The sequence below is a fragment of the uncultured Aquimarina sp. genome, assembly GCF_947492405.1.
GTDB lineage: Bacteria > Bacteroidota > Bacteroidia > Flavobacteriales > Flavobacteriaceae > Aquimarina.
In genome coordinates, this window is record NZ_CANLMP010000015.1 from 1 (window position 1) to 12,635 (window position 12,635).

A 12,635-nucleotide genomic window follows, 5' to 3' on the forward strand; every position below is an offset into this window, starting at 1 on the left:
TTGAATCTATGAGCCTAGAAAAATAATGCCTCAGATTAAGGAAGAATTTATTTGTTTTTTACCTCAGTTCTTTGTTAGCCACTGGTTTTTTTAAATTCATCATAAACTTTGAAAAATTCATCCACCGCTTTTAGTTCATTATTTCCACATTCTTTCAGAATTATATTTTTCCACCCAGCAGTTGATTCCGTCCAGCCATAATAGTCGGCAGTCCACTTGTGCAAACCTTCAAATACATTTTCTTCTTTTATACCATAAGCATCGAAAGCGTAATAAATTCCATCCAAAAAACCTTTTAAAGTCGATAATTTTTTCTCTCCGATATACATAGCAATCCGAGTGCGAAAGTGATCTGATTCTAATAATAATTTCAATTTAGGTATTTCGTAATCCATTTTAGAGTAAATTCATTCAACTTGTGGCTAACGTTTAATATATGTGTCGTAGCAGGGCAAAATGTTACCTTGCTTTTTGATTTTTCTGCGCATTGGTTGCTAACTTTTCCATTCTGCAGGCATTGCGCCTTACCAAAAATACAACAACCATTCGATTGATCACTTAGCTGCTATGATCACATATATAGTGTTATGCATTGTTTTTAAACTCCATTTACTAATAAATTTGAGTATTTTTCAGTATCAACATTAATAGTGATCTTCCAATAGCATGAGCCTCCGTCATATACTTCGTAAAACTCATTTTTCCAATGTTCCATTTTTTGATCTTCTAAAGTAGGTATTGCTAAAACGTCACAAGATACGTTTAAGAGTATTATTCGGTTATCATTCTTATCAATGTATGGTATATATTGTTTAAATAGATTGTTATTTATGTTTTCAAGAATAGGTTTCTTTATAAAATCAAATTTTTTATCAGCAATAGCTTTTTTCAAGACTTTATTTACGATTTCTAGATCACTTTTTTTTGGATTCCAAACAAAGTAACCGTATTCAGATTTTAACCGTTTATTATATTCAGAATTCAAAAGTATAGTTGATCTTTCATTATTTAATTCTCCACAAGAAAATAAAATGGAGAAAATGAAGATTATAAGATTAAATTTCGAATTCATATTTGATAATGCATAACGTTTAATATATGTGTCGTAGCAGAGCAAAATGTTACCCTGTTTTTCGATATTTCCGCGCATTGATTGCTAACTTTTCGATTCTGCAAGCATTGCGCCTTACCAAAAATACAACAACCATCCGATTGATCATTTTACTGCTATGATCACATATATGTTGTTGTGTTTAGTTCTTTATATTTCAATTATTAGTTTATCAAAAATTTTGAAATGATGTTTTTCAGTTCTCATTTCAATTTTCAGTTTGTCATTTTTATGTTCAATCCTATATATTTCTCCAGATTGGAAAAGTGATTTTAGTATTTCTGTCAATTTGAAAATCAGTTTTGGTTTCTTGTTGTTTATTTCAATAATATACTTTTTAGAAATATCTAATTCAGATAATGATTTGCTTAGCAATTTTTTCAAAAAGTCAGTTCGTGATTTTTTGCGTATTATAAATTCCGAATTATGAGTTCCTTTTCTTTCAGTTTCCCATTCGGCTAGAACAAGTAAACTTTGCTTTTTTGATGAAATCAATAAATTTCCAGTTGAAGTAAAGGTTGATTTTTTATAAGTTAAATTCCAATTTGTGGAATTTGATATTTTTCCAAAAATCAAATATGACCAAGCATTATAACTTCCTTTTACTTTTCCATATTTACCTGCAACAAAACTCTCGAAATCAGAACAAAATTCTTCATTTAATTTGTAAAAAGGTGAAGATAATTCGTCTGGTGAGGCATTAGATTTTATTTTCATTGAATTGGGTACTATCAAATTAAACACAACGTTTAATATATGTGTCGTAGCAGAGCAAAATGTTACCTTACTTTTGGGTTTTCTGCGCATTGGTTGCTAACTTTTCCATTCTGCAAGCATTGCGCCTTACCAAATATAAAAGAACCATTCGATTCATCACTTAGCTGCTATGATCACATATATGTTGTTGCCATTAGTTATTTCATTCCGATTTCGATTATTATTTTACCTAGTTCCGAAAGAGTTGTAGGATCTTTTCCAATAGTTCCGATTTTGATAAGTCCGCTATCCAATAATCCATCACCAATAGTTGTGTGTATCAATCCTTTTTCGTGCTCAAGTTTTAATTTTACTAAATCATAATAGAATGAATTCTTAACTAAGTGTGCGCATTTCAAATAAATACTGTAGTCTATTCTTTCCTCAATTACCGCAGCAAACATTTTTCCAATAATTTCTGGTTTTCCATCGCTTTCAATCCTCTCCAATAATTCAAATATCATTTCTCCAACCTTATTTTGGTATTTTCCAGAACTATTTATTTCATCGATTTTTTTGATTCTTTGCTCTTGGGGAATACGGTGAAGTTCAAACAGAAACTTGTAAATTTTTTTAGCAGAAAGAAACTTGTTTATTGAGTTTCCAAATTTTACCATTCCAATAAGTCCACCAACCAAAGGTAAATCTCTCAAAACACCCTCATCCATAATTCCATCAACTGCTACTTCGGCAAATTCTTTCTAGAGAGAAGGTAATTCAGAGTCTTTAATTACCAATTCCAGTTTTTTATTGGGATTTTCGGGCTTTTTCATAATTAATGGCAACGTTATAAGTATGTGTCGTAGCAGAGCAAAATGTTACCTTGCTTTTCGATTTTTCTGCGTATTGGTTGCTAACTTTTACTTTCTGCAAGCATTGCGCCTTACCAAAAATACAATAACCAATCGATTCATCACTTAGCTGCTATGATCACATATATGTTGTTGTAGCACGTTTTATTTTTTTTGATTTAATAGTTCTTCCTTGTATTTATTGAACTCATCTTTCCTTCTTTGTAACTCCGACTCTTCTAGTATAAATTCAAAACTCTCATCCATTATATAAACTTTGTCCTCTTCAAAAGGTTTGTTATTTATTTTTCTTACCCAATAATACGGTGTAATAATCGCATCATAGGTTTTTAATAATTCAATAACTTTTAGAGCAAATTGTTGATTGCATTGGTGAAATTGATAGAGCCAATCAATTTTTAGTTCTTTAAAAGGATATCCTTGTGACATTTCATCACGAAAATCTAGAGTTCTTGAAATCCATTTTGTGCTAGTTTTAGAGAACTTTAGTAAGTGTTCGCGTAGTATATCATTCCTGTAAATTTCGATAAGAGCCTGGTCATCAAAGTATAAGTTTCCATTTTTTCCTCCAGATAGCAAGTTTGTCAAAATTCCATTTCCGCAAACTTTTCTTCCCAACCAGGCAATCAAAGCCTGTTCAAGTAAAAATGCTTCTTCCTCCGTTAGGTTGTCAATTATTTCAAATTCATATTCTAGATCCAATTCCGACAACTCATAAAACACCAAATGTTTTAAAGATAATTGTAAAATAGGATGTTTGTATACTCTACTAAAATATTCTATTTGTTTATCATATTCCTTTTTATGTTGACTAAAGCGCTTACCTTTTCCTTTACCAACATAAAATGGAAGCTTTGTTCTTGGGTCGATTAATATGTAAACATTATATTTTCTTTCCACGGGATTTTAGATGTGCTACAACGTCTCTTGTATGTTGCGTTTGCTTCCCGAAGGGAGCATATGCAATATACAAATTGTTAGCATTTAGTTTTTGTTTTCTTCTAAGAGTGAGCCGTACTCATTATCAACATTCTTCTTTTTATCTATTAATTCTAATATAACTAGATCTTCTTTAAATTCAATTATAGAAAAAACCAATTTTAAGAATTCGTAATTGTAGTTATCATCTAGGTCTTCGTCAAAAAGTCCCATATAATCGCTATGAGTTAACTGTACCTTATCGATAGCATTATTATTCATTATAAAATCCGCAAACCAAATTCCGTTTGGGTAATAACCAATACTATCTTCTTTAGTTAATTTTGATTTATAAAGTAAATTGTTTTCAGAAGTAGTTTTTAAATTTCCATCTTTAAAGCACCATTGATATTTGTCAGTAGTTTTTCCTTTTGAGAGCACTAGTATGTGATTTAGTTGCATTTGGAAATTAGTGTTAATATTCCAGCATCCCTTTAATTTTTCATTAAAAGTGATATTAACTAAATTTGAAACTTCTTCTTGTAAAAAATAATTTGCATCTGCTCTAAGCTTAACTTTCTTTTTTTTTAATTTGTTAAGGAGTTTAGCTACATCAATTTCTTCGATAAAACAATCTTTAAGACCAATTTTTTGATTGTCGATATCCAATTCCAATTTATCTACTCCAGCATAATCAAAACCTTGACAACTATCAATTTGACTTTTAACTTTATTTATAAATGATAAAATATAGCTCAATTTGAAATATTCAATTTCTTGTTTTTTATCCGATTCTATTAGATACAGTTTATTTTTCTTGTGAATTATTTGATACTCAATTTTTTGAACTCCATTATGAACGTGATTAAAGTTAACCTTTAGCTTTTTAAAAGGTTCTGTTTGGCACATTAAAGTGCTTGGCAAGACAATTAGGAATAATAAAGGAAGAAGTTTATTCATAATTAATGCTAACGTTTAATATATGTGTCGTAGCAGAGCAAAATGTTACCTTGCTTTTCGATTTTTCTGCGCATTGATTGCTAACTTTTACTTTCTGCAAGCGTTGCGCCTTACCAAAAATACAACAACCATTCGATTGATCACTTTGCTGCTATGATCACATATATGTTGTTGTACAGCGTTTTTTTATTCAGATTTTAACTTATTGAACTTGATTTCTACTCTTTCAAAATCGTCTAAATACTCAACATATTTATTGTTGTAGTAGGCTCTTTTGCCAACTACAGGAATCGAGTCATAATAATTAAAATTAATAGAATCTTTTTTAATAACAGCTTTTCCTTTCCATATTTTTCCGGTTGCAATTCCACTTAATTCAAATTCAAAAGTACTGTCCTTGAATACTGTCAGATGTACGTGCCCGAGAGGAGCTTCTCTATGCGCATAGAGAATAATATTTTCCATATCTGGTTTTCTAAAGCAAGAAGCTAAAGTTATTAAAACTCCAATTAGAATAATTAATTTTTGAATATTCATAATGATGTACAACGTCTCGGCTATGGTTAGTACGGGAATTAAAAGTAGTGAACTTTCGATTAAGCACTTAGCCAAAACTTTTTATTTTGTTTTATCTTTTTCTATTCTAAAGCCAAATCAAAAGATTTGGCGGACTTCTTTAAAAGCTTGAAACTTTGGGTCAAGTACAAAACCCGTATTAATTATAGCCATTGTTGTAGTGCGTTTTTATTGCTCATATTCGCTATAACTTATCCGCTTTTTATTTCCGATTGTGTCTATCTCTATTTTTCCGTAATTAAATTCGGTTGAGTCAATTTCTATGTTTTTTGGCAAATTATAACTTACATTAAATGAATAATCAGGCAAAAAACCGTCATAAGTGTAATAGTAAGAAATGTTGTCTGCGTTCTTTTGCAATTTCGGAAACCATTTAATTCTGGTGATTTCTTGATATTCCTCAAAAGTCAAATTATCAGCTTTTGTTCCGTAAGCAAGTCCGTTTGCTGGTTCAATTTTCATTGCCAACTCTTTTCTTAAATCACTTTTCTCAATTCGATTTTCGTAAATCTTTTTCGAATAATTAAAATAAAGAAGTGAAGAAATCAAAACAGTTATCAATGCAGAAATTTGTATCCTTTTCTTAACGGATGTATTTCTTTTTCTAAAAAATCCGATTGCGATTCTTATTCCGATTAGTGATAGAAATGAGAATCCGATTATTTTTAAAAACTCAATTGGTCGAACATAACTATTGAAAGTCAATTCAATAAAGTCAGTCCAATAAGCCAATAATCCAGTCAGAATTATCAGATTTATTAAAACAATTACTAAATATTTAATCGATTTTCTAATCATTTCTTGTAATGCTCTACAACGGTTAGTATATGAAGCGTAGCGACCGAAAGGGAGCTATGATTTCATATACAGTGTTATCGATTTTTTACCATATTTCTGTTCCTACGGAGTTTAGTTTTTCAATCAACAAGTACTCACTCTTCAATTCTAAATTGGCATTTTGTTTAATCGTTTTCTGAATTTTTGATTTGACAGATTTATACATAGTTTTTCCGTGTGAAAATCGAAACTTGTCAGAGTTATATATGTCAATTAGTGCTTGATCCAAATGAGATGACTTTTTGCTGTGCTTTTCTCCGAACTCTCGTTTACGAAATAAGTCAATTGATTTTAACTCAACGTCTCTAATTGATTCATCAATTATCTTCTGAGCTTCATCAATACTTATTTCTGGATGGCATTTATTTATATGCTTACTACAAACTAAATGACTTTCAATATCAGTTCCATCGGTGATAAACAGTTTGACATCAATTTTCGAAAAATTATCCTCTAATTTAATTATTTCTTGGTCTGTTAAATAATCCCTGTCTCTATGCACCACTATTTCAATATGAGGAAGTTTTTGTTTAACGAAAATTGAAAATAAAGTAACTGAACCAATTTGACTGCACCCTTCATAAGAAATAAAAGAAGTTTCAGTAAGGTTAAAACCGTTAGATGCAAAAACTACCTTGATAAGATTTCCTGTTTTGGTATCTTCAGTTAGTACAAAACATTTTTCGGTTCCTTTAATTTGTTTTAATTGCTCTTCGAGTTCATATTTGGCAACTATCGACAGATATTCTGCACTTGATATAAAATCGTTTTGAGTTTCTAACTGTTTATCACAAAAGAATTCTAGTAAAGCATTGGTATCACCATCATCTCCAGATTGAAGTGCTTCATAATACCTTAAACTCTCTGATTGTTGGATTAATATCGGCAGATAGCCATAGTTCATTAGTAATATATTCATTAGCAACCTTCCAATTCTCCCATTACCATCTAAAAAAGGATGGATCTCAATAAAATCATAATGAAACTTGGTAACTATTTCGAGAGGGTGTAAATCGCTTTTTTCTCTATTCGATTTTAACCATTCAATTAGATTTTCTACTTTTTCTTCAATCAGAAGTGGTTTTGTGAATTGGTGTATTTCACCATCTTGTCTTTGAACTAAAACTTCATCAGTCCTGTATTCTGTTACATTAAACAAAATTTCATAAAAGAGTTTAACATCAGATTCCTCAATCGGTTTATTAACCATATCAAACATAAATAGAGTACAAGAGTACTTTCTTCCAATATCTAAGTATATTTCTTTTTGGATTTCTGTTGAGTTTTCAAGTTCTGTTCCTTTTGAAGTTGCCGATTTTCGAATGTCTTCTTTTGGGTCTGTTCTATTAGGTGATTTTAGAGAAGCTAGGTGTTGTGTAATGTGTAATTGAAAATTATCTCTTATTATTGATATAACAGGGTCGTACGAATTATAAAATTGAATCTTATCTCGGCATTCATCAATTTCATTAATTTTTTTCATATTCACTGCTGTTGTATTCAATTATCGATAACGTTTAATATATGTGTCGTAGTAGGGCAAAATGTTACCTTGCTTTTCGGCTTTTCTGCGCATTGGTTGCTAACTTTTACTTTCTGCAAGCATTGCGCCTTCATAAATATACAATAACCAATCGATTGATCACTTAGCTGCTATGACATCATATATCGTGTTGTGCATAGTTTTTATTTATTAAACTTCGATTTTATTCTTGTCCAGAATGAGCTTTTCTCAATGTAAAGTTTATTAATTGATTCAGCTATTTTCTCCTTTTGTCTTGTCTCGTGATTCCAAAAGTGAATTTCGTCAGTTAAATTTCCATTTCCGTTGTGAGTCAATATTAATTGATTACCAAATCCGTCTGTTCCAATTGCGATTCCATTGTTAGGAAATCCATTCCACTCACGAGCATTTTTTGTTTCAAGCCCAATATGGTTGCAACTCCGACTTATTCTTTTTCGATCAGATTTATCGAAAAAAGGAAAAAGTTCAAATTCAAATTCGTCCGTAACTAATTCTCCACCATTTGATTTAATCATTCGATTCTTAAATTCAGTTGGGAATTTAACATTCAGTTCAGATTCAGTTTCGAATATATATTTTTCGTCAATTGGAAATGGCATTTGTTTTTAAAACTATTTTATAAATACTAAGAGGTTAGTTACTAAAAAATCATACTAATAATTAGCAATAAAAGTGATGACCAAAAGAAACCTTGATATATTTTTATAATTGTCTCTTGATTTCTTGACATCCATTTATTATTTGGATTCTTTTTCGTAACACTCCGAATCAACCTTGTTACTACATACTTATTCCATAAGTATATAAAAACAGTGAATATGAGAACAAAAATTATTTTTTCTAAAACAGTCATCTAAATTATGCACAACGTTTAATATATGTGTCGTAGCAGAGCAAAATGTTACCCTGCTTTTTGATTTTTCTGCGCATTGGTTGCTAACTTTTCCATTCTGCAAGCATTGCGCCTTCATAAATATACAAGAACCATTCGATTGATCGCTTTGCTGCTATGAGCACATATATGGTGTTATAAGCTTTTTTTATATTCGGTCAAAAATTGTTTTCCTTTTCTTATTAGTTTTTCAGAATTTGTAAAGTCAGATTTATTCTCATAGATGAGTTTTCCATTTTTCAGGAATATTATTTTTTTGTCATTCTCATATTCAGAATTATAGCTTTCTGCATAAACCAATTCATTTTTTTTATAGAAGAAATTTTCCTTTAGATTAGTATTAGTAGCTTGTGAATATTGCAACCAAACCAAACTTTTATCATCAGGGTAAAAATGATGGTAATATTCAAATCCTCCGGTTTCCTTTAAATCATCTCCATAATTTAAGGTTCCTTCGATTATGGAAGTTGATAGATTTTGATCAATTCTTATATTGCCGGTATAATAAGATATTTCTTTGATGTCTTCAACAAGTTCTTTGTTCGATTTACACGAAACAAATAATATAAGTGTTGTCAAAAATATGATTTTGAGTAATCTCATTTATTATTCTTGCTTATAACGTTTAATATAACAAACGTTGTTATCCCGAAGGGTAATTATGTTTTGTTATATAGTGTTAGCAACTTTATATCTTAATTTTTCTTATCATTAGAGAAATTCCCACATCTGATATATTTGCTCCACTTTTATTAATTACATTCACGTAGACTCTTTTATTGTTAAAATCAACATTTAGGTAATATGATACCTGATAGTCAATACTGTTAGAAGGAAAATCTAGATTAACAAAAAAAACATAATCTTCTTTTTTGTCCAAATAACTAAAAAATTGATCTAATTGTCCATCTTCTCCAAAATCTTTGACAGTTAATTCATTACCAATTCCTCCGTTAAGAACAACACCATTTCTTTTGGATACATACCATTCTTTGGAAACTTTAAATAAACTATTTTTTGAAATATTGTTTTCCGGGTATTTATTAATGCTCTTAATTGCGTCTAAATATCCAAATAAGTCCTCTTGATTAGGTATTAAGCTAGCCCCACCTTCTGCCCATTCAGAAACATTATAGACTGTTAATAATTTAGGAAGATCGTATTTATGAATATGATTTACTGCTTTATCAACTAGATTTTTAAAATATTGAGGAGAGCTATTGTACAATTTCCAGTCACTGGTATGATCTCTACTTTCTGCAGATGTCATTATATTTAGTACCTCATTAGTTTTTGTTGGGAATTGAACATTTTCTGAATAATTAATATAACTATTGTTATAAGATTCGTCAGTTCCATATCTTGTAGAATACTCGCTTTTAAGTAAAACTACACCATTATGTTCTAAATAATCGATTTGGGAATCGAAGTGATTTGAATTGTAATTCCTTGCTAATAAGCATAAACCATCATATCCTTTAGATTTTAATTTGTTCGAAAAATTAATAAGGTATTGAATTGTATTTGTACTACCATTATAGTTATCATATATACCTCTTATGCTCTCTAGATCCCAACAAAATAAAGTGACATATTTCTTACCATTTTTATTATACAGATATATATTGTCATAATTAGATAAAATGTTATCTATGAAGTCATTATTTTGAGATTCAATTTTGGATTTAGATTCTGTGAATTCAGTAAATAAAATATATTTTAAAGCCTTAAAATTTTTTGTATTTTGCATTAACTGATAAATCCAATGACTTTTATCTGAGCGGTTTGTCCAATTGCTTGTAGATGGAACGTGCGAAATACTAACTCCATTAATCCCATTTTCACCTAACCAATAACAAATCCAATCTAAAACTTTTGGGTCATCACCTCTATACCAGCCAAGTAACGGATGTCTTTGTGGGTCATACGGATTGCCATTGTCAGAATCATAATTCCAACTCCAATCATACCAATTATAGTTATTTCTCCAAGTACTAAAAGTATAATCTAGTCCAAAATCATTGTACCAATGTGCAATTACATCCAATCCTTTATTCGGGATATTTTTTATTGTTGGAGCTTCCATAAGATTACCGCCAGTTATTCTTAAAGAGGCTGGAGGCGGTTTGATAACAGCAGAAACGGTATCTCGATTGATATTATGAGGAATACCAAGAAAGTCAAAATCTGGTGAATAAATTTTTGTGTCTTTGAATTTAATGGTCCCGTTACCTGTAATTTTTATTGATTCATTTATGGCTTCGGTATTTGCAATAAAAGTTCCTGGTGATATAAATAAAGGAATTTTAGTTTTCAAAGCCATTTGAATTGCAAAATTCATTTCGATGGTATCTTCAATTTCGTCATATCCAAGTGCACCAAACCATTGAGGATAGATATAATCAATTATAGGTTCGCCTTCAATGCTATTCTCGTTCTCAACCTCAAATATTTCATAAAGTCCTGCTCGAATTCCTCCATTTACTGTTAATTTGGCACCATTTTCAATAATTAACTTATTACCTTTAAAAAAGTTAAGAATTACATTTTGGGGAATGATAAAATCATTTCTGATAATAATGTCTCCTTTTATAGTAATTGTACCATTGTTTTGAATACTTTGAACTGCATCCAATAGCTCATTATTAATCGTTGGGGAATTATCTTGAATTCCTCCCAAAGACACAAATTCAGTTTGACTATAACTAACTGTGAATACAAATGCTAATAAAAATGTAAACTTTATGTTCATAATTTTTTTGGTTATTGTTGCTAACGTCTCTTGTATGGTGCGTTTGCTTCCCCAAGGGAGCAAATGAACTATACAAATTGTTATCTGTTTTTTTTATATTTTTTACCTTTTTTATCATCAAATGAGTTTAATGATTCTAGTGAAATCAGTAGCCCATTTTCGAATTTAAATTTATGCTTTAGATTTTTAGTTATTGGTTTAGGATCTATATTTACAAAAATAGATATCTCGTCAGAGTTTCTTGAAGAAATCAATCTTGTTGAGACTTCCTTGTTATTAATCACACCTACAATGTCAATAAAAGAATCATCATTATCACTATAAATAATACTATTTTTAACAAACTTTAAAGCTCCGTTAAGGTCAGTTTGACCTGATTGATAATTTTTTTCGTCAGCTGAGTAATATTCCAATTTAATTCCAGGAATAGGTTTGCCATTTTTTAGATTTACCATAATAGTAATAGAATCTTTAGATTTTGAATTATGAAGTTCCTTTATTTCGAATTCATCCTCAGTTGTTTTTAAAACATGTGATAACGTCAGAATTTCATTTTTCAATTCCCATTCCCCAGAAAAATCATTCCATAACCAACAGCTATCTCCACGTTCTTTGTAAGTATATGTTCCATCTTTTTTTATTTCCAGAATATCCCAATTTATGTCATCAATAATTTGATAGGTCCCTATTATTTCATTGGGAAATGATATTAAAAAAAATGCAAATACTAAGGTTAAGGTCGTCTTCATTGAGTTTTGAATTACAGATAACGTTTAATATATGTGTCGTAGCAGGGCAAAATGTTACCTTGCTTTTCGATTTTTTGCGCATTGGTTGCTAACTTTTACTTTCTGCAAGCATTGCGCCCTACCAAATATACAAGAACCATTCGATTGATCACTTAGCTGCTATGATCACATATATGGTGTTACCATATGTTTTTATTCAGATTCTTTAGTGGCTTTAGCTCTTAAAACTATGGTCTTAGCTGCTAAATCTCCAACCCTTTGGTTTTTGTCAGAGTTTTTTATTGCTAGGATTCCCACTAGTCCGAAAAAAAACATATCTATGGGATCTAATAAATGTCTTATAAAAGATTGTCCAAAAGATAATTTTTCATCAATTCCGTTAATTGAGACTGGTTTTAATCCAACAATAGAATTTCCAATAGTCGCTCCGAACAATTGTTCAATTCCGATTGTCATTAGTCCCCAAAGCAATATTGGTGGTAGAGCGAGTACTCCACTGACTGAGTAAACGCCTTCTGAGTCAGGTTCTCCGTAAGCATACAGATAAGTAAAGAAAAAAGTATAAATAATAATATAATCAATGAATCCTGCTAAAATTCTTCTTCCAATATGAGGTTCAGTTTTTGTGTCCGTAGTATAAGTCATTTAGTTTATTATTTCCAATGTGTGGTAACGTTTAATATATGTGTCGTAGCAGAGCAAAATGTTACCCTATTTTCGACAAAAACTGCGCATTGATTGCTACTT

Annotated in this window: 14 protein-coding genes; all 14 read right to left on the reverse strand. The window is 30.2% G+C overall.

What is annotated here, in order from left to right:
* Positions 1–74: 74 nt before the first annotated feature.
* The 14 genes from Q0829_RS27280 to Q0829_RS27345 all read right to left on the reverse strand — a co-directional run bounded on the left by Q0829_RS27280 (position 75) and on the right by Q0829_RS27345 (position 12,533).
* The gene (locus tag Q0829_RS27280) at positions 75–395 is read right to left on the reverse strand and encodes a hypothetical protein (RefSeq protein WP_298549214.1); all 321 of its coding nucleotides are present in this window, start codon (positions 393–395) and stop codon (positions 75–77) included.
* Positions 396–598: 203 nt separating this feature from the next.
* Complete coding sequence (locus Q0829_RS27285; protein ID WP_298549217.1) at positions 599–1,072, reverse strand: hypothetical protein; 474 nt, start codon at positions 1,070–1,072, stop codon at positions 599–601.
* Between the two features lie 189 nt (positions 1,073–1,261).
* Positions 1,262–1,828 carry a hypothetical protein gene (locus tag Q0829_RS27290; protein WP_298549219.1) on the reverse strand — a complete coding sequence of 189 codons (567 nt, stop codon included), beginning with the start codon at positions 1,826–1,828 and terminating at the stop codon, positions 1,262–1,264.
* Between the two features lie 197 nt (positions 1,829–2,025).
* Positions 2,026–2,535: a hypothetical protein gene (locus tag Q0829_RS27295; protein ID WP_298549222.1), complete on the reverse strand. Its 510-nt coding sequence runs from the start codon at positions 2,533–2,535 to the stop codon at positions 2,026–2,028.
* Between the two features lie 288 nt (positions 2,536–2,823).
* A complete protein-coding gene (locus Q0829_RS27300) occupies positions 2,824–3,579 on the reverse strand; it encodes a GIY-YIG nuclease family protein (protein ID WP_298549224.1) in 756 nt (251 codons plus the stop codon).
* 84 nt (positions 3,580–3,663) lie between these two features.
* Positions 3,664–4,557 (reverse strand): hypothetical protein, encoded by an 894-nt coding sequence (locus Q0829_RS27305; RefSeq protein WP_298549227.1) that lies wholly within the window; start codon positions 4,555–4,557, stop codon positions 3,664–3,666.
* A gap of 186 nt (positions 4,558–4,743) precedes the next feature.
* A complete protein-coding gene (locus Q0829_RS27310) occupies positions 4,744–5,169 on the reverse strand; it encodes a hypothetical protein (RefSeq protein WP_298549230.1) in 426 nt (141 codons plus the stop codon).
* Between the two features lie 132 nt (positions 5,170–5,301).
* Positions 5,302–5,931: a hypothetical protein gene (locus tag Q0829_RS27315; RefSeq protein WP_298549233.1), complete on the reverse strand. Its 630-nt coding sequence runs from the start codon at positions 5,929–5,931 to the stop codon at positions 5,302–5,304.
* 85 nt (positions 5,932–6,016) lie between these two features.
* Positions 6,017–7,453 (reverse strand): Fic family protein, encoded by a 1,437-nt coding sequence (locus Q0829_RS27320; RefSeq protein WP_298549236.1) that lies wholly within the window; start codon positions 7,451–7,453, stop codon positions 6,017–6,019.
* 203 nt (positions 7,454–7,656) lie between these two features.
* Positions 7,657–8,094 carry an SMI1/KNR4 family protein gene (locus tag Q0829_RS27325; RefSeq protein WP_298549239.1) on the reverse strand — a complete coding sequence of 146 codons (438 nt, stop codon included), beginning with the start codon at positions 8,092–8,094 and terminating at the stop codon, positions 7,657–7,659.
* Between the two features lie 428 nt (positions 8,095–8,522).
* Positions 8,523–8,966, reverse strand: coding sequence for a hypothetical protein (locus Q0829_RS27330; RefSeq protein ID WP_298549241.1), 444 nt, complete (start codon positions 8,964–8,966; stop codon positions 8,523–8,525).
* Between the two features lie 109 nt (positions 8,967–9,075).
* Positions 9,076–11,139: a hypothetical protein gene (locus Q0829_RS27335; protein ID WP_298549244.1), complete on the reverse strand. Its 2,064-nt coding sequence runs from the start codon at positions 11,137–11,139 to the stop codon at positions 9,076–9,078.
* An 80-nt stretch (positions 11,140–11,219) separates the two neighbouring features.
* Positions 11,220–11,888 (reverse strand): hypothetical protein, encoded by a 669-nt coding sequence (locus Q0829_RS27340; protein WP_298549246.1) that lies wholly within the window; start codon positions 11,886–11,888, stop codon positions 11,220–11,222.
* A gap of 192 nt (positions 11,889–12,080) precedes the next feature.
* Positions 12,081–12,533 carry an RDD family protein gene (locus Q0829_RS27345; protein ID WP_298549248.1) on the reverse strand — a complete coding sequence of 151 codons (453 nt, stop codon included), beginning with the start codon at positions 12,531–12,533 and terminating at the stop codon, positions 12,081–12,083.
* Positions 12,534–12,635: the final 102 nt, after the last annotated feature.